The following is an 18,681-nucleotide window of genomic DNA, read 5'->3' on the forward strand; positions in this document are numbered from 1 at the left end:
GGCTTGGTATGACCTTTAACGGCTTGATTGTAGGCTGTATGGGGGTTGATGCCTTCTTCTTGCATAGATCCAGATCAGCCGCGGATACAAATCTGCGGTTTTTTTGTGTTTGATAACAACCAATCCAATAACGATAAGGGGATATCACGAATTTGACTAAACAAGACATGACTACGCTACAAGCATATGGATGGAATAAACATTGGAGTTTGATGGCTGAGCAGATTCCGCAGCAGGATAAAGCGCTGGTACCGGCACGCATCACAGCCCAATTCTCGAAGCAATACCGCATTATTACGCAAGAGGGAGAGCAGTCCGCGATTGTCACGGGCAAATACGAATACGAAGCAGCCAGCAAAAGCGACTTTCCCGCTGTTGGCGATTGGGTCATGGTGGAACCGCTGCAAGGGGAATCTCGTGCCGTCATTCATAAGCTGCTCCCCCGCCAATCTGCTGTGACGCGCAAGGAAGCAGGAAGCGTGCCGGATGAGCAGATCATTGCCGCGAACATGGATACCGTGTTTATCATTAACGCACTCAACAAGGATTTTAGTGTTCGCCGGATTGAACGCTACCTGATTGCGGTCTGGGAGAGCGGAGCCGCACCGGTTGTGCTGCTTACCAAGGCGGATCTATGTGAATCGCCGGAAGATTATGTCGCACAGGTAGAGGCTGTTGCACCGGGCGTGCCGGTTCATGCGGTGAGCTCCTTGATGGATCAAGGAAAGAAGCAACTGCAGCCTTATCTGATGCAGGGGAAGACGATTGCCATTACGGGTACCTCCGGGGCCGGTAAATCCACCCTCCTGAACTGGCTGTCCGGCCAGGAGCTGCAGCGGGTTCAGGGGATACGCGAGGAGGACGCAAGGGGACGGCATACCACGACGCACCGAGAGCTTTTCGTGCTGCCGGGAGGCGCGATTATGGTAGATACGCCAGGCATGCGGGAGCTGCAGCTGTGGGATTCGGAAGAAGGGTTCGAGGCAACCTTTGCGGATGTTTCCGCGCTGGTGCAGCAGTGCCGGTTCCAGGATTGCCGCCATGAGACGGAGGCCGGCTGTGCGGTTCAGGAAGCGCTGCAGGCCGGAACGCTGGATGCGAAACGATATGCGAACTACAAGAAGACGGAGCGGGAGCTCGCCTATATTGCCAGTAAAGAGAGGGTCAGCACCCGCCGCCAGAATAAGAGCTCAGGCAAGTCCTCGCGGAAGAGCGAGAGAGACCGCAGAGGGAACTACCAGCAGCTTATGTACGATGACGAATAATGGATGTTACGAGAGGTCCGAAGTCGATTTGACTTCGGTCTTCTTCGGGTATATAGTTAGGGAACCAAATAAATTGGCAGACTATCTATTTGTTTAAGTAGTTGCAGAAAAGAGGTGGACCATGGAAGAGAACATACATCCAGATTTACCTAAAGAGAACAACCGGAAAGAGGAAAAGGATTCGCGGGAAGGGCTGTGCATGAAGGCTGGCCGGCGAGAAGATAGCGTAGCCGGCAGGCTCTTGTACAGCATTCGCATGTTCCATAAGCAGGAATGGGATCAGCACTTGATTTCCGGCTATACGCCCGGCGAGATTCGCGTTCTGATGGGACTTAAACATCATATCGTGCCTGATGGTCCTGGCATGAAAGTGTCCGAAATCAGCAGCATGATGAATGTTACGTCACCGACGATCACTCAATTTATTAACGCTCTGGAGAGCAAAGGTCTGGTGGAACGGGTGATGGATGTACAGGATCGACGTGCGGTGCGTGTGCAGCTTACCGAGGAAGGGAATCGCGTTGTCCAAGAAACCTATCAGAAGGTGAGAAACAACTTTAACGAGCTGGTGGAATTTTTAGGAGAAGAGGACAGCGTCAAACTGACAGAGCTGTTAACGAAGGTGTATCATTTTCACGAGCAAAAGCACAAAACGAACGAAACGACTTCAGACAATGAGTAGGGGTGGGGAATTTGCTAAAACTGTTTCACTATTTGAAACCGTACCGGACAGCGGTTATTTTTGTCCTGCTGTTCACATTTTTCCAGTGTCTGTCTGATCTTTACCTGCCGACCTTGATGGCGGACATCGTGGACATCGGCATTGTAAAGGGAGATGTGCCTTACATTTGGCGTGTGGGCGGCTTTATGCTCCTGGTAGCAGCAGGGGGCATGGTGTGCTCCATTGCCGCGAGTTATTTGGCATCTAAATCAGCTACGGGATTTGGGAAGATTGTTCGGGGACGCGTATTCTCCCATGTCGAGAATTTCACGCTTCAGGAATTTGACAAGATCGGTACGGCATCCCTGATTACCCGTACAACGAACGATATTACGCAGGTGCAGCAGGTCACGATCATGATCCTTCGCATGATGGCGCTTGCGCCGATGATGTGTATCGGGGGCATTATAATGGCCGTATCGAGAGACCCGGGATTGACCACGGTACTTCTCATCGTCCTGCCGATTCTGGCCCTGGCTATTTTCCTCATCGCCAAAAAGGGGATTCCGCTATTCAAAGCGATCCAGGTGAAGATCGATACACTGAGCCGCGTGCTGAGGGAGAATCTGACCGGAATCCGGGTCATTCGTTCATTTAACCGGATGAATCATGAAACCGTCCGCTTTAATGATGCGAATGAGGATTTGACAGCCACCTCCATTAAAGTGAATAAAATTATGGGTGCAATGATGCCTGTCATGATGCTGGTCATGAACTTTGCAACGCTGGCTATAGTTTGGTTCGGAGCCCATCGCATAGATACCGAGCATATGAAGGTCGGTGACCTTATGGCATTTCTCCAATACGCGATGATGATCATGTTCTCTCTCATCATGCTATCCGTCATGTTTGTCATGATTCCGCGTGCACAGGCATCGGCGGTCCGGATCAATGAGGTATTGAACATGATGCCGGAGATCCACGATCCAAAACAGCCGCGCAATATCGGTGTGCAGCAGGGATCGATTGAATTCCAGGATGTGACCTTCTATTATCCGGGTGCAGAGGAGCCCGCCATATCCGATATTTCCTTCCGTGCCGGGCCGGGTGAAATTACCGCGATTATCGGCGGAACCGGTTCGGGTAAATCGACGCTGATCAGCTTAATCCCTCGTTTCTATGACGTGAGCTCGGGACGGATTCTCGTTAATGGTACGGATATTCGGGACATGCTTCAGGAGCAGCTCCGGAGCCGGATCGGATTCGTGCCGCAGAAGGCGCTGCTCTTCACCGGAACCATCGCGGAGAATATCCGTTATGGTAAAGAAGATGCGACGGACGAGGAAATCCAGCATGCAGCGAAGGTTGCTCAGGCGGCCGATTTCATCTCATCCATGGAAGGCGGATACGATGCCGAGATTTCGCAAGGCGGCAGCAACGTATCGGGAGGTCAGAAGCAGCGGCTCTCGATTGCAAGGGCGCTGGTTCGGAGACCTGAGATTTATGTGTTTGACGACAGCTTCTCGGCGTTGGATTTCAAGACGGATGCCAATCTTCGCGCAGCGCTCCGCGAGGAAACGACGGAAGCTACCGTTCTGATTGTTGCTCAGCGGGTAAGCACCGTCATGGACGCTGACCGGATTATTGTGCTGGATGAGGGACGTATAGCCGGCATCGGCACGCATGTGGAGCTTATGGCTTCCAGCGATGTGTACCGCGAAATCGTCACCTCGCAGCTGTCAGAGGAGGAGATCGCATGAGTGAGAAGAAACGGGGAGGACATCCTCGGGGACCGGGCGGTCCCTTTGGCGGCGGCCCGCACGGACCTGGAATGGCGGGGGAGAAAGCCAAGGATTTCAAAGGCACTTTTCGCCGGTTAACGCGATATCTCAAACCGCATACCGGCAAGCTGATGATCGTCTTGATCGCAGCTATTCTCAGTACGATATTCAGCATCGTGAGCCCGAAAATATTGGGGGATGCAACCACGATCCTGTTCAAAGGCTTCATGGCCAAGATGCAAGGCGTGCCGGGGGCTGGGATCGATTTTGACGCGATTCGGACGATCATGCTCTGGCTTGCAGGCTTATATCTCTTAAGCTCACTGTTTGCTTACATCCAGCAATATGTTATGGCTGGTGTGGCCCAGCGGACCGTGTATGATTTGCGTAAGGATGTTTACAACAAACTCGGTCGTTTGCCGCTTAAATATTTTGACGCTCGGACACATGGGGAAACGCTGAGCCGGGTGACCAACGATATGGACAATATCAGCAGTACACTTCAGCAGAGCTTGACACAGATGATTACCTCGATAGTCACGCTGGTTGGCGTCATCGTGATGATGCTCACGATCAGCCCGCTGTTGACATTAGTTGTTATTCTGACCCTACCGCTTAGTGTGGTGGTTACAATTGTCGTTGCCAAACGCTCGCAGAAGCATTTTGTGGCTCAGCAGAAGCATTTGGGTGAGCTGAACGGGCATGTGGAAGAAATGTACACAGGTCATAAAGTGGTGAAGGCCTTTGGCCGGGAACGACAGTCCATGGAGCAATTTAATGAGGTCAACGATAAGCTCTATGATGCCGGGTGGAGAGCCCAGTTTATATCGGGTACCATTATGCCGCTGATGGGTTTTGTCGGCAATATCGGTTATGTGATCGTCAGTGTTGTCGGCGGTGTGTTGGTTACCCGCAGAGCGATTGAGATCGGGGATATTCAAGCATTCATCCAATATTCACGCCAATTCACGCAGCCGATCACCCAGCTTGCGAATATCGCGAACGTCATTCAATCTACCATAGCATCGGCAGAGCGCGTATTTGAAGTGCTGGATGAGGAAGAAGAAGTGTCAGAGCATACAGCTCCGGCAGCACTCAAGCAGCCGCTTGGCGATGTGTCTTTCGTGAACGTGAGTTTCGGCTATAAAGCAGACCAGCTTCTGATCGAGGATATGAATGTGGACGTAAGGCACGGGCAAACGGTCGCCATCGTCGGCCCGACCGGTGCAGGCAAGACTACGCTCATTAATCTGCTGATGCGGTTCTATGAGCTGAATAAGGGCAAGATTACGATAGACGGCACAGATATTACGGCTCTTCGGCGCGGTGAACTCCGCAGCCTGTTCGGAATGGTGCTGCAGGATACATGGCTCTTTAACGGGACAATCCGGGACAATATCGGATATGGACGCGAAGGCGCCACGGAACAAGAGATCATCCGAGCGGCGGAAGCGGCTCACGCGGATCACTTCATCCGGACACTGCCGGACGGTTACGATACCGTTCTGAACGAGGAGGCCTCCAACATATCGCAAGGGCAGAAGCAGCTTCTTACCATTGCGCGTGCCATTCTGGCCAACCCGTCCATTCTAATCCTCGACGAGGCCACCAGCAGCGTGGATACGCGGACAGAGCTCTATATCCAGAAAGCGATGAATGAGCTGATGAAAGACCGAACCAGCTTTGTCATTGCGCATCGGCTGTCCACGATTCGGGATGCGGGCCTGATTCTGGTCATGAACAAGGGCAGCATTATCGAGCAAGGAACCCATGAAGAGCTGCTGTCTCAAGGCGGCTTCTATGCGGACCTGTATAACAGTCAATTCAGCGACCAGCATGAGGCTGGATAGCGAGGCGAGGATTACCATCATAAGAAGGCCCATTCGAGTGCGGAGTGGGTCTTCTTTTTTTAGCATAATTAAAGGTTTTTGGTAGGTTTAGAGTAAGCAGGCAGGCATATTTGATATTGCATTTTCATATGGTTCTTTTATAATGTTGTTTATATCTTTAAAGGGAGCCATGATCATTATTGAATAAGTCCGAACTGAACCGAATTACGCAAGAGCTTCTACGTCGGTCGGGCAGCAGTGTCACCGTGGAGATGGAGGCGTATTTCCCAGGGGGCCGGTTAATCGGCGGGAAATATGTTATGAATTCGCACAGCGTGACGATGTATACCGAAGTCATACGCCAGCAGTGTTTGCAGCTGTTTGGCACACTTGAGCCGTTTCATGCCTATTATGCAGTGGTATTTGCACATGAGCTGGGCCATTCGATGGACCTGATGCTGACAGAACTCTGTGACCGGATGGATCGAACGGTGGATGAATGGGAGCAGAATCAGATCGCGCTTCAAATTGAGGAAAATGCTTGGAATAACGCCATGCCATGGATTCAGGATATGGATCCGGGTTTTGTACAGGTCATCGTGGACCGGTCGCTTGAGGCCTACCGCGAGGAGCCGGCACCAGAAATCGCTTAGGCTGGCTTACTAGGTTAATCCAGGCCAGGTCATAACATGACACAGGCACCCGTCAGGGTGCCTTTTTGGACTTGCAAGAAAGTATAAACTTCAGAGACTTACCACCTTGGAAGCATGGGGAAGGGCTTCTAATATCGTATGTTATACAAGATAAAACCAAAGATGGCAGCCACCACAATGAAGGCACCTGCAGCAGCAAGGGTCATTAAAAAATCACTAAGCAGGCTCTGTTGCCGGATACCGCGCAGCTTCTCCTTTGCCTTTATCTCCGAGACGTCCTCTTTAATTCGATCCAAATACTCAGGGCCTAGAACCATGATTGTCCCTCCCGTAACGATTTGTAAGCTTATTATACCAGAAATATGTTATTTTTGGTTAAGTTTAGGCCGCCCCGGTGTAGTCCCCTGTTATAAAAAAAGAAGTGAAGCTCGCATGGGCTTCACTTTTTTTAGGTTAGAGTCCTTGAGGGAGCGATAGCGTCCGCTTAGCTCTCCGGGTCCAACTGCTTCAACGGCTCAATGGCCGGTCCTTCAAGCACCTCGCCATTATAGCGGTAGCGTGATCCGTGACAAGGGCAATCCCATGAGCGCTCACCCTCGTTCCATTCTACTTCGCAACCGAGATGGGTACAGGTCGTATCCACAAGATGGAGATGCCCCTCATCATCCTTGTAAGCCCCGGCGCGCTGACCGTTATGGCGGACGATGGCGCCTTCGCCTGCCTTCAGCTCGGTAATATCAGCATGGGACATTTCGAACTTGCCGGAAACGAAATCCTTCGCAACCATAGCATTTTGTGCAACAAATGTTTTGATGCTTGGATCTGCCATGAAGCGGGACGGGTTGAAGACGTCGGCGTAACGGTTAACCTTCTCCAAGATTTGATCACAGATGATATTCGCGGCCAATGTTCCTGTTGTCATGCCCCATTTCCGGAAGCCTGTCGCGACAAAGATCCGATCCTGATTGGATGTGATCGGCCCGATGTAAGGCATGTTGTCCAGTGTAATCAGGTCCTGGGCCGACCAGCGATAAGGAATCGCGGAAGCGCCCAGCAGCTTTCCTGCAAAAAGCTCCAGGTTTTCGTAATGCTGATGGGTGCAGATGCTGCGGCCCGTCGGATGATTCTCACCTCCAACGATAACCAAATCCTCACCGCCATAAGAAGCGGACCGCAGGGAACGGGTCGGTTGATCCACGCTTAAATACATCCCGCCCGGATAAGCGGTTTCGGGTTTGACTGCAATAGCATAGGAGCGTCCCACATGCAGGCGCGTGAAGAACAGTCCTTTCCTGTCAATGAACGGAAAATGAGAGGCGGATACTGCGTAATTGCAAGTAATCCGGTGACCGCCCCGTTTGGTCAGCAGTGTGATCGGTCCATCGGTTCCGGCCTTTTCATCCATGGTCGTGTTCTCGTAGATCCGTCCTCCAAGCTTCAGGAATTGTTCGGTCAGATGCTTAAGATATTGCAAAGGGTGGAATCGATATTGTCCGGGCATCTTAATGGCTCCCCGAATCTGCATAGGCAGAGGAAGGCTGTCCTGCCATTCTCCCGGAATGCCAAGCTTCTCATAGGCTTTGATTTCGTCCTCCAGCTTCGCGAGATACTTGTCCTCCTGTTGAGCGTAAATATGGGCATCCTCCAGCTTCAGCCCAAATTTCCCTTCGTCTCCGCCAATAATATCCCTAATGAATTCAATCGCTTCCCGATTGCCTTCGTAATAGAGTCTTGTCTTCTCCTCCCCAAAATGATTCATAAATTCATGATAAATGAGCCCATGCTGTGCCGTAACCTTAGCTGTGGTATGACCGGTGGTTCCGTTCAGGATTTGCCCTGCTTCGATGAGCACGACATCCTTGCCTGCCTTAGCAAGCAGATAAGCGGTTGTGATACCGGTTATGCCGGCTCCGACGATGGCAACATCCGCCTCAATATCTTCGGCTAAGCGCGGGAAAGTGGGCAGTTCGGTTGTCGCTACCCACAGCGACTCCGGAAATTGCGGCAGTTCTTGATGCGATGAATTGGATGGGTTCATTCACGATTCCTCCTCAGTTTCTATGGGCGTTGCCCTTAAACTCCGACTCTTGTCTTCATTATTACCACATGGGAATGATTAGAAACTAGGTGTTTTCGATTCACAGTCTTCCTAAGTTTTTCTGGATGATTGTAAATAATTTGGGGCATTTGTGCAGAACCTAAAGAACAGCGGGAGAACCGGAATTTAGTGAATGAGGGGTGGTATCATGACCAGCGAACAATATCTAAATGCGGAGGAAGCCAGGCAATGTTTGCAAGAACATCTCCGTAATGTCGGGGATATCGAGCAGCGTGAGCTGAAGAATGAAGGTGAGCATGCGTTATTGATTTATCTTAAGAGCATGTGCGACCCCGCTATGATTAACGATAATTTGATCAACCGTTTCTATGAGCTGAATTCCTTGGAGTTATACGACCAATTCATCCGATCCTTTCCCTCAAGTGTGGAGCCGAAAGATAAACAGGAGTTGCTCCGTAATATACTAAGGGGCTGCGTAGCCATATTCATTCGGGACAGCGTGCTCCTGTTTGACTCCGTATTGGTTAATGCAAGCTTTATCCAACCCGCCAGTACGGAGAACGTCATTCAGGGCCCCGATGATTCGTTTACGGAAAATATCGAGGTGAACCTGAATCTGATTCGCCACCGTTACCAAACCGTGAATTTGAAGACGGAATTCATGACCCTTGGCAAAATATCACAGACTCGAATCATCATTATGTATGATGCATGCAAAGTGGAAGAACCGGTATTACAGGAGCTTAGAAAGCGATTGTCCGAGATCAAGGCGGATATTGTGCAATCGGCCTCTGAAATCGAGAGACATACAATGCATCCTAAATTCCGTCTGTATCCGACGCTCATGCTGACCGAACGCCCTGACCGGACCGTATTGAATATATCTCAAGGAAAGATCGCTGTGTTGATGGATTCCACGGGCTATGCCATTTTACTGCCGGCTATATTCAATGATTTCTTCACGGCGATGGATGACAAAATACAGCTTCCCCCGATCGGCTGGTTTCTCAAGGGAATCCGGTATATCGCATTGTTTGTCACCGTGCTGATGCCAAGCCTTTATGTGGCCTTTACCTCCTATAATCCGGAAATATTGAGGATGCAGGTTACGCTGCTTATTGCGGGAAGCCGGGCTACGGTGCCGTATCCGTCCTTCTTTGAAGTGATCTTCATGCTGCTGGCGATGGAATTTCTGACGGAGGCGAGTGTTCGCCTGCCCAAAGCGATTGGTCAAACCGCAACTACGGTAGGGGGCCTCATTCTGGGAACCGCTGCTACGGAGGCGGGATTGGTTAGTAACATCATGATCATTCTGGTTTCCGCGGTTGCAATAACAAATTTCGTGATCCCGATAACGATGATGAGCTCAGGCATCCGTGTCACGAAGTATTTGTTCATTGTCCTGGCCACCTTCTTCGGCTTGGTTGGCATCGTTCTCGGCATGGTGGCCATGATCATGTACCTTACGAGCCTCAGGTCCTTTGGCAAACCCTTCTTGAAGATGTTTGCTATGGATTGGAACAAGAAAGGAGATCAGCGAAGTGGTTAGAAATAAATATTTTTATTACCTCTTCCTGCTCAATGCAACCATCAACCTGATTAATTATGTCCCCCGCATCTTAATTACGGATCGCTTTGACGGTGCGCTGATGTCGATTGTCGTGGCCATTCCAATCGGCACCCTGCTGCTGTTTACTTTCGTGAAACTGATTCAGAAATTTCCGGGACAGGGGCTGCCGGAGATTTTTCGTTCGGTCATGCCCAAGTGGATATCCGGCATCCTGCTTGTTTTATATGGACTTGGGTGGTATTTCTCCAGCGTCATTACCTTGGTCAGTTTCGTTGACATTACCTCTCGCTACATCAGTCCGGATGTGTCTCCCTATATCGTTCTGATGGGATTTCTGGTGGTGGTTGGACTTAGTGCCAGGCTGGATTCCGAGTCCATTCTGTATGCCCTGGAGATGATTCTGTACATTACCGTGCCTATCATCGCTTATATGTCATGGCGTATCTTCAGCAATCCGTATTTCAGCTGGGATGCCGTAAGGCAGATCATTACCTATACATGGAATATGCCCAATTACGAGACTGTGGCCGCGGCAACCTATATTTTTACGGGTTACGTGAACATGGTGGTATTTAATCGGATATTTCACCGATTCAGGGTGCGGCATATTTGGGCGATTGTGATGGTTAGTATTCTTACTCTTCTGGTTTCGATCTTTGCATCCATCGGCATATTGGGAGCCGCGGGCGCCGGAGGACACGTGTATCCTGCCTTCTCGACGGTGGACTCGCTTCGGATTCGTTATTTCATCATTGAACGGATGATTTATGTCTTCTACGTGGTGTATATGTGCCTCTCCCTCGTGAATTCCATCGTTCATTGGCATGTGGGCAAGGAGTTGATTCTGGGAGGCTTCGGATTAAAGGTCGATAAGGGGGGAGCGATGTCTAAAAGGAGGAAATTCGAATGGTGGGTGCTTCTCCTCTTTTCCCTGATTACCTTCGGCACGTCGTTTATCGTTAATCAATACATATTAAATGATATGGCGGTTGTCTTTTTGGACGTCCGGTTCGCTGGGGAATTCCTGCTCATTGCCCTATTATTCTATGCGGTATGGAGGAAAAGGAGGAAGAAGGCATGAAAGACCTGAAACGATGGCTGGTCTGGCTCATGTGCTGCTCTTTTTTATTTGTGTCGGGATGTGATTTTAGGGATATCGATCTCAGACTTTTTGTCGTGTCCATTGGTGTTGACGTCTCTGAGAAAAACCCCGATATGAACCGATTTACCTTCAAAATGGCGATTCCCTCGGGAGACCCTAAGACTGGGGATAAGAAATCACTGCTTATTACGCAGGAATCGACAAGCATTGCGGAAGCGATCAGGGAGGTCAAATCCAAAGTAGATAAGGAGCTTGACTTTGGACATTGCAAGGGAGTCCTGTACGGCGAAGCCTATGCTCGGAAAAATATCAGCAAAATCCAGGACTGGACCGTTCGGAGGCGGGACATGCAGCTCTTAATGTATCCAGCCGTCGCAATTCCTTCGGCAGAAGCCGTATTAAAGACGGACCCTCCAACGGAGCGGATTGCCGGAAACGCGATATTTCTGGCCCTTAGCGAGGAAGGGACCGAATCTCCTTTCATTACCAAGGTGTACTCCTTCGATTTGTCCCGCCGAATGGTAGAGGTGGGGGAGGATCCGGTTATGCCCGTTGTGGAAACTACCACTGAAAAGATTCTGAATATCAATAAATTAGCCTTGATGGATAAAAACAAGGTGAAGGTGATTCTGACGCCTGATGAAACCAGATTGTATAATCTGTTGGATCGTGGGAATGTAAGCACGAATTTCGGGACGAAGATTGACGGCAAATTGCTTGAAGTAAACACGGATAAAACCCGAGCAAGATACAGGATTATAACGGATAAACCAGGGGAAGAAAGCATTGATTTCAAGATTCGGATAACGGCGATTTTGGAGGAGAAAGAGGATCCGGCACAACTGAATCCAAAAGATCTGCATAAGATCGAGGCGCAATTTAGCGAGGAACTATCCCAAGCGGTGAAAAGCTTGTTGGAGAAAATTCAGAAAACGGGTCTGGACCCGCTGGGTTTCGGCCTCCGGTATGGAGGGACGCACTGGAACAACAAGACGGAGATGGATGAATGGGACGCCATGTATCCCCATGCCAAGTTTAATGTATCGGTCAAGGTAAAAATAAAGTCGACCGGTTATAAACGTTAGACAGGGCACATCTGTCTATCGTACAGGAAGATGTTACAATAAAGAATAAGCATCTATCTTGTATGAAGGAGGTTTCACATATGGAATTTAGAAGATTGGGCGGAAGCGGACTGAAGGTTAGCGATATCAGTCTGGGGAGCTGGCTAACGTACGGGGGATATGTGGAACGGGAGAATGCGGTGAAGTCAATTCAGACCGCATATGGACTCGGCGTTAATTTTTTTGATACAGCGAATGTGTATGCCCAGGGGGCGGCTGAAGTGGTTGTCGGGGAAACCTTGAGAACTTTCCCGAGGGAATCCTATGTCCTGGCCACGAAGGTATTCGGCAAGATGGGGGACGGACCCAATGATCAGGGACTTTCCCGCAAACATATTAGAGAGCAGTGCGATGCGAGTTTGAAGCGGCTGGGTACCGATTATGTCGACATCTATTACTGCCATCGATATCATGAAGAAACACCGATAGAGGAAACGCTGCGGGCGCTGGATGAGCTTGTCCGGCAAGGCAAGGTGCTCTATGTAGGAGTCAGTATGTGGTCCGCTGCCCAGATGGAAGCGGCATTAGCCGTTGCGGACCGCTATTTACTGGATCGCATCGTGGTGAATCAGCCGCTGTACAACATGTTCGAGCGCAAGATCGAGGATGAGATCATCCCGTTAGGCGAGAAGAAGGGCATTGGTCAAGTGGTCTATTCTCCTCTTGCGCAAGGGCTTCTGACTGGCAAGTACGCCTCCAAGCAAGCCGTGCCGGAGAACAGCCGCGCATCGAAGATTGGAGCCGACCAGCTTAAAATGAGTGAAGACCGCATTCAGAAGGTGCAGGCCCTGGGAGTCGTTGCAAGCGAGTTGGGTATGACCGTCGGCCAATTGGCCTTGGCCTGGATTCTGCGTCAGAACAACGTAGCAAGTGCGCTGGTGGGGGCCAGCCGTCCGGAGCAGGTGGAAGAGAATGTGAAGGCTTCCGGTATAAAGTTGTCTTCAGATACGCTGACTGCCATTGAAGAAATACTGAAGGCGGATTCGAATTAAGAAAAAATCAGATCATGGATTTCGGGAGCGGAGCATACGCGGTTGCGCCCGCTGTCCTTGGCGCGGTACAGTTCGTGGTCCGCTTGCTGAAGCAGCTCCTTGGCATTTTTGGACCGGATCGTATCGGGATGTACGGCAGCTCCAATCGACACGGTGATCTGGATCCTGGTTCCATTTTCCAGGACAAAGATATGATCCGCTACGGCGGCCCGGATTCGCTCCGCAATAGCGGCCGTCTCGTCAATGGTCGCTTCCGGGACCAGCACCGAGAATTCTTCCCCGCCGTTGCGGGACACTTCGTCAAAAGAACGGGAATGCTCCCTCAGCACTTTGCTGAGCTGCTGCAAAACGGCATCTCCGGCCGCATGGCCGTAGGTGTCGTTTATTTTTTTGAAATGATCGATGTCCACGACAAGAACACCCAGCCGTTCGCTGAAATGCTGGGCTTCGAGAAAACGTTCCGACAACAGCTGCTCGAACTGGCGCAAATTGTGAAGACTGGTCAGATAATCCGTCTCCGCATTTTTCTTCATCTGCAGAAATAGTTGATTAGACGTGTTGATATACTCCGTCAACATGTAGATGGCCACCGTGGCGAGCACGGATATGATGAGGTGCTGCGTGAAGATAGTATATACCTTATGGTGGTCCTGGATATTCATCCACATAATACCTAGGAGCACCAGCATGCTCGATACGCTCATGAGCAGCATTTTGCTTAAACGATTCCAATGGATACGGGATACCGTCCCGCAGATGATGCCGATCAGTAGCATGCCGGCTCCCGCAATGGCAGAGGAAGCGGACATGCCGAATAGAATCAGTCGCCCGAGCGCAATGAGCACGCCGGCAATCAGGGATGGAAGCCAACCCAAGTAGCTGGCGATCACGACAATGGCCAGATGCCGCAAATCCGCGAAAAACCGGGGATCAATCGGGAAAGAATAGTACATCAAGATGATCCCGTAAATGCCAAAGAGCAGTCCAGCGTTGATCTTAACGTTGATGGACGGTGTCACAACGCCTGCTACATATTTTTTGGATAGCAGTCCGGATAAGTATAAGAAAGTCACAAATATACAAAAGTTGGTAAATAGTATATTAGTCATGGGGGGTCATTCCTTTCATGTACCTTGCACAAGGGCGGCAAGGCGATGAAGACATTCACCCCCTATTTTATCGGAAAATGGAATTGTATGTCGAATATTAAATGTTTTATTTTGTTAATTTTCAGAAGTCTCCAAAGGTAGGAGAACTTCAAACATCGTCCGTTCCGTATTACTGGTTACCTGAATCGTGCCGTGATGGGCATCCACGATGGTCTTTACGATAGCCAAGCCAAGTCCGGAGCCGCCGGTTTGATCGGTGCGCGATTCATCCGCCCGGTAGAACCGCTCGAACAGATAGGGGATCGCATATTGAGGGATCGGGGGGCCGTAATTGATAACCTGTACGATGGCAAACTTCGAATCACTTGATACCTTCAGATCCACCACCCCGGCTTCCCGTCCGTGCCGTACCGCATTGGACAGCAGATTCTCGAAGGTGCGCATCAGTTTATCCCCGTCCGAAGAGATCATGATTTTCTCCGTTTCAGGCGTGAAGTTGACCTGTACGTGTTCCTGCTGCCCGGTTAGTGAAAAGTCCACGGCCAATTGTGCGAGCAGCTCCACCAAATTAATGTCAACACGGTTCATCGGGGAGTACCCCATTCGTGTATATTCAAACAAATCGTTCACGAGTCCGCCCAGGCGCAGCGACTTATCATACGCGATATCGGTATAATACCGGAGCTCGACTTCATCCTTGTATTGGTCTTCATTGACCAGCCGCAAGTACCCGATGATGGAGGTGAGAGGGGTGCGCAGATCATGCGAGACGTTGCTGATCAGCTCGTTCTTGGACTGGACAGCCATTCGTTCCTCTCCCAGCGATAGCTTGAGCTGCTTGGCCATTTGATTGATGTGCGTTGCCATCTGGCCCAGTTCGTCATTCGAGCTAACGATAATCTCTTCATCCAATTCGCCCTTCGCCAAACGCTGTGTACCCTCCATTAAGTGATTGATTTGACGAATGGTGCTCTGACTTAGCAGCAATACCATGCAGATAAATAGCATGATGCCGATGATCGTCGGGATGATGGGGAAACCGAAGAAATCCTCCAAGGTACGATCAACTCTGAAAAGGGTGTTTACCCAAGGCTCCTTCCAGTATTCCCGGCCGATCAATCGGATGATCTGCTGGGCGATGAACAGGATGGACAGGGTCAGGGCTCCGCCGACAAAGAACAGCGTGATGATCTTCCATTGCAGTTTACGCATGGATTTTGTACCCGACGCCCCATACCGTTTGAATGAGCTTATAACCCAGCTCCTTCTCGAGCTTGTCCCGCAAGTTGCTGATGTGAACCATGACCGTATTATTGGATACGTAATATTTCTCCTTCCAGACCTGCTGGAAGATATCCTCGGAGCTAAAGATTCTCCCCGGTTGACGGGCAAGCAAATACAGAATCTCGAATTCTCTCGCCGTCAGAGAGATCGCTTTGCCGTTGGCCGTTACTTCATGCGTAGTCCGGTTAATGTCGAGCCCATCAATCTCGATCCGCTCGCTGTCCTCCCGATGCAGTTCCGCATTGTACAGGGTGGAGCGCCGCAGCAGTGTTTTGACGCGCGTCGTCAGCTCCAGCGGATTGAACGGTTTAATCATATAATCATCCGCGCCGGTCATCAGCCCCAGGATTTTATCCATGTCCTCACTCTTGGCGCTTAGCATTAGGATGGGGATGGACGAGGTTTCCCGGATTCTGCGGCAAGTGTCAATCCCGTTCAGCTTAGGCATCATGACATCCAGGATCACGAGATCCACCGCCTCGTTATTGGCGGTCATGGCCAGCAGTGCTTCCTCCCCGTCATGGGCTTGGATTACGCGGTAACCCTCATTCTCCAGATAGATGGAGATCAGCCCGGAAATTTCTTTATCATCATCTACGATTAATATACTTCTCATTAAGATATCCTCCAGTAAATCGCCCATTGGAAACGATGATTCCTTACGAACAGTGTACCCTAAATTGACCCCATAAAGTGCAGTTTGGCCTTCAAAATCGTGAGTTCTTCTATGACAACGATTAAAAAAGGGCGGATAGGAGATTCGAAAGAATGCCTTGCCGTTCGAATCCGTAATCCATCAGCTTTCGGGTTTCCGTAAACCGCTGATCGGCATCCCCGGTTCCCATCACGACAGAAATCAGTCGGTTACCACCCCGTGACGCAGTTCCGGTAAAGCAATAACCGGCGGAGCGGGTGTATCCGGTCTTAAATCCGTCATTACCTTCGTAAGAATGCGGCTCGCCGGGCAGCATGAGATTGGTGGTATGCAGGGAAATCTTCTTCTGCGGAACAGGCAAATTGCGCTGGCTGGTTACCTCGAGCAGATCCGGATGTTTGTTAAGCAGCCATCGGGCCAGCATGGCCGAATCCCTGGCCGTCATGACCGTGTCGCCTTCGGTGGCCGCTTCGGTAAAGGAAGCGAGGTCAGCGGCAGGCAAACCGGATGCATTGGCGAATACGGTACGATCCGAAAGGCCGATTTCCTCTGCTTTCCCATTCATGGTCTCCACGAACCGAACCTCCGACCCGCTGAGATGCTCCGCAATCGCTACAGCCGCATCATTAGCTGAGTGAATAATGAGTGCTTGGAACAATTGCTTCAGTGTGTAACGTTCGCCTTCATGCATACCGATGCCTGAACCGGGCACCTCCGCCGCATAGCGGCTGACCGGTACGTTCTCATCCCAAGCATGCTGCCCGGATTGGACGGCGTCCAGCACCAGCAGCTCCGTCATCATTTTGGACATGCTTGCGGGGGGAAGGGGGAGATCGGCATGCATTGCATAGAGCACACGACCGGTATCTGCATGAATCAGGATGGCCGAACTGGCTTTGATGGGAGGCGGAATATATAACCTCGCGATGAACACGACCAACAGAATGACAACAAACAGCAGAAGGAGCAGACTTAAACGTGCCCGTCCCTTGCGGCGCTGTATTCGTTTGTGTCGAATCGTGCCGGTTTGCTGCCGGGATAATTCAGGGGATGACGGTGCTTGACGGGGATGCTTGGCTATGGATTCCATGGCGCTCGATCGCCTCCTTTGGCGGACTAGACGTTTCATTGTTTAAATATGTTCTAATTCTAACCAGATAAGCTAAAGGAATTTTTAATTGAATCTAAAGAAACCTTAAAGATTACCAGCGGCAATTTCGACACGGGATATTGACCTTGAGGAGAATAAGATTTATACTTGATCTAAAAATAAATTAAAAGGGTGAATACCTTGAAATCTTTAAATCTGACGACACAACGCCAAGCGGTGTACGATGTCCTTCGGGAATCGCATGATCATCCGACTGCTGCGGATATCATGAACCGGCTGGTGGAGAAAGGATATAATCTCGCGTACGGGACGGTTTATAATTCCCTGCGTTATTTGACGGATAAGCAGTTGATCCGGGAATTAAAGCTCGGCGAGAGCGCGAGCCGGTACGATGCCCGTATGGACGATCATCAACATATTATTTGTGAAGTATGCGGTAAAGTGGACGAGGTCATGACGGAGGTGCCAGAGGATTGGGCTGCTACGGTAGCCGGTGAAACCAATTACGTCATCCATCATGCTCACGTCGTATTCGGGGGGGTGTGTCCAGAATGTCAAACCAAACGGAAGAAATGACGGAACTGGGAACGGTCTATTCGTTTCCTGATTTCCAGTCCGGCAATCTGTATGTTCGTCCGACGATGCCAATGGCAATAGGGGATGCTTGTCCCACAACCCTGCGGGCCGCGTTATTAAGCCGTTCTCCCGGACGGGTGAATGAAATGTTTATTACCTTGACCGAGAACTGCTTCGAGGTGATGATGTTCCGTAAATGGGAACCGCGTCTGCAGTCGGCCCTGAACACGGGACTGATTATTGCCGATATGACGGGCTGCCGGAATATGGCGGCGTTCAACAAGGAGAAGGAACTCCTGCTGCCCGAACATTCCTCTATTCCGATTCTGTACCTAGTAGGGGAAGAGTTAATGAGCAAAGCAGGCTCAAGCCTGTTAAACGAAGAGCTTATGGTATGGCCTGCCCGTTCTAAAGATACGATGATGTATCAGGTGCAGCGAACCATTCGATTGTTCTCTCCTGCTGCCGGATTGTCGGGTGGAGAAGAGGTCATGCGAGGCCTCGTCTATAAAGACTTATCCATTGATCGGGATAAAATGACCATCCACCGGGGCAGCACTCCGATCCATTTGACCAAGACAGAGTATCATTTGCTGATGCTCCTGCTGGACAGCGAAGGAGCCGTCTGCACGCGTGAGGACCTGATGTGCAAAATTTGGGATACGGATTTTATGGGTGGCAGCAATGTGGTTGACGTCCACATCAAAAGTTTGCGTAAAAAGCTGAGCGACAACGCGGGAGCCCCGCGCTATATTGCAACGGTTAGAGGAGTGGGATACCGCCTGGCGGACTAATCCCCCTCCCTTTTTTTGTTCATTTTGCCGTACTCAAAAATGGATTCATCCGAACTTCATATAACGATCATAGAAGGGTCATATAACACTCATGCGACAATCATGATCCGATGGAT

17 protein-coding genes are annotated in these 18,681 nt (G+C 50.4%); 11 read left to right on the top strand and 6 right to left on the bottom strand.

The genetic code is table 11. The annotated features are described in order from the left end of the window. Positions 1-152: 152 nt before the first annotated feature. From rsgA to J7E85_RS21810, 5 genes are all read left to right on the top strand, one after another. The gene (gene rsgA, locus J7E85_RS21790) at positions 153-1,265 is read left to right on the top strand and encodes a ribosome small subunit-dependent GTPase A (RefSeq protein ID WP_215161444.1); all 1,113 of its coding nucleotides are present in this window, start codon (positions 153-155) and stop codon (positions 1,263-1,265) included. 121 nt (positions 1,266-1,386) lie between these two features. Then, positions 1,387-1,947: a MarR family winged helix-turn-helix transcriptional regulator gene (locus J7E85_RS21795; protein WP_215161446.1), complete on the top strand. Its 561-nt coding sequence runs from the start codon at positions 1,387-1,389 to the stop codon at positions 1,945-1,947. Positions 1,948-1,958: 11 nt separating this feature from the next. Next, positions 1,959-3,686, top strand: coding sequence for an ABC transporter ATP-binding protein (locus J7E85_RS21800; RefSeq protein WP_215161448.1), 1,728 nt, complete (start codon positions 1,959-1,961; stop codon positions 3,684-3,686). Further along, positions 3,683-5,557 carry an ABC transporter ATP-binding protein gene (locus tag J7E85_RS21805; RefSeq protein ID WP_215161450.1) on the top strand — a complete coding sequence of 625 codons (1,875 nt, stop codon included), beginning with the start codon at positions 3,683-3,685 and terminating at the stop codon, positions 5,555-5,557. The genes J7E85_RS21800 and J7E85_RS21805 overlap by 4 nt, the downstream gene beginning before the upstream one ends. A 179-nt stretch (positions 5,558-5,736) precedes the next feature. Beyond that, the gene (locus J7E85_RS21810; RefSeq protein ID WP_215161452.1) at positions 5,737-6,189 is read left to right on the top strand and encodes a hypothetical protein; all 453 of its coding nucleotides are present in this window, start codon (positions 5,737-5,739) and stop codon (positions 6,187-6,189) included. A gap of 128 nt (positions 6,190-6,317) precedes the next feature. On the opposite strand, the gene J7E85_RS21815 is transcribed toward J7E85_RS21810, so the two are convergent. Beyond that, positions 6,318-6,506 (bottom strand): hypothetical protein, encoded by a 189-nt coding sequence (locus J7E85_RS21815; protein ID WP_215161454.1) that lies wholly within the window; start codon positions 6,504-6,506, stop codon positions 6,318-6,320. A 167-nt stretch (positions 6,507-6,673) separates the two neighbouring features. Further along, positions 6,674-8,227, bottom strand: coding sequence for an FAD-dependent oxidoreductase (locus tag J7E85_RS21820; RefSeq protein ID WP_215161456.1), 1,554 nt, complete (start codon positions 8,225-8,227; stop codon positions 6,674-6,676). A gap of 208 nt (positions 8,228-8,435) precedes the next feature. Here J7E85_RS21820 and J7E85_RS21825 point away from each other — a divergent pair, with 208 nt between their 5' ends. The 4 genes from J7E85_RS21825 to J7E85_RS21840 all read left to right on the top strand — a co-directional run bounded on the left by J7E85_RS21825 (position 8,436) and on the right by J7E85_RS21840 (position 13,036). Continuing rightward, positions 8,436-9,797 (top strand): spore germination protein, encoded by a 1,362-nt coding sequence (locus tag J7E85_RS21825; RefSeq protein ID WP_215161458.1) that lies wholly within the window; start codon positions 8,436-8,438, stop codon positions 9,795-9,797. Continuing rightward, a complete protein-coding gene (locus tag J7E85_RS21830) occupies positions 9,790-10,899 on the top strand; it encodes a GerAB/ArcD/ProY family transporter (RefSeq protein WP_215161460.1) in 1,110 nt (369 codons plus the stop codon). The genes J7E85_RS21825 and J7E85_RS21830 overlap by 8 nt, the downstream gene beginning before the upstream one ends. Beyond that, a complete protein-coding gene (locus J7E85_RS21835; RefSeq protein WP_215161462.1) occupies positions 10,896-12,005 on the top strand; it encodes a Ger(x)C family spore germination protein in 1,110 nt (369 codons plus the stop codon). The genes J7E85_RS21830 and J7E85_RS21835 overlap by 4 nt, the downstream gene beginning before the upstream one ends. Before the next feature lie 80 nt (positions 12,006-12,085). Further along, complete coding sequence (locus J7E85_RS21840; RefSeq protein WP_215161464.1) at positions 12,086-13,036, top strand: aldo/keto reductase family protein; 951 nt, start codon at positions 12,086-12,088, stop codon at positions 13,034-13,036. On the opposite strand, the gene J7E85_RS21845 is transcribed toward J7E85_RS21840, so the two are convergent. The 4 genes from J7E85_RS21845 to J7E85_RS21860 all read right to left on the bottom strand — a co-directional run bounded on the left by J7E85_RS21845 (position 13,033) and on the right by J7E85_RS21860 (position 17,174). Beyond that, positions 13,033-14,145, bottom strand: a complete 1,113-nt coding sequence (locus J7E85_RS21845; protein WP_215161466.1) for a GGDEF domain-containing protein — start codon at positions 14,143-14,145, stop codon at positions 13,033-13,035. The two genes, J7E85_RS21840 and J7E85_RS21845, sit on opposite strands and share 4 nt — an antisense overlap. Positions 14,146-14,259: 114 nt before the next feature. After that, the gene (locus tag J7E85_RS21850; protein WP_215161468.1) at positions 14,260-15,357 is read right to left on the bottom strand and encodes a sensor histidine kinase; all 1,098 of its coding nucleotides are present in this window, start codon (positions 15,355-15,357) and stop codon (positions 14,260-14,262) included. Continuing rightward, positions 15,350-16,045, bottom strand: a complete 696-nt coding sequence (locus tag J7E85_RS21855; RefSeq protein WP_215161470.1) for a response regulator transcription factor — start codon at positions 16,043-16,045, stop codon at positions 15,350-15,352. Before J7E85_RS21855 ends, J7E85_RS21850 begins: the two co-directional genes overlap by 8 nt. 121 nt (positions 16,046-16,166) lie before the next feature. Next, the gene (locus J7E85_RS21860; protein ID WP_215161472.1) at positions 16,167-17,174 is read right to left on the bottom strand and encodes a D-alanyl-D-alanine carboxypeptidase family protein; all 1,008 of its coding nucleotides are present in this window, start codon (positions 17,172-17,174) and stop codon (positions 16,167-16,169) included. 201 nt (positions 17,175-17,375) lie between these two features. On the opposite strand from J7E85_RS21860, the gene J7E85_RS21865 reads away from it, so the two are divergent. Then, on the top strand, positions 17,376-17,771 hold the full coding sequence (locus J7E85_RS21865) for a Fur family transcriptional regulator (protein ID WP_076323915.1): 396 nt from the start codon (positions 17,376-17,378) through the stop codon (positions 17,769-17,771). Beyond that, positions 17,747-18,565 (top strand): winged helix family transcriptional regulator, encoded by an 819-nt coding sequence (locus tag J7E85_RS21870; protein ID WP_215161474.1) that lies wholly within the window; start codon positions 17,747-17,749, stop codon positions 18,563-18,565. The genes J7E85_RS21865 and J7E85_RS21870 overlap by 25 nt, the downstream gene beginning before the upstream one ends. Positions 18,566-18,681: the final 116 nt, after the last annotated feature.

It is taken from the genome of Paenibacillus sp. ISL-20, assembly GCF_018613005.1.
Taxonomy (GTDB): domain Bacteria; phylum Bacillota; class Bacilli; order Paenibacillales; family Paenibacillaceae; genus Paenibacillus_AQ.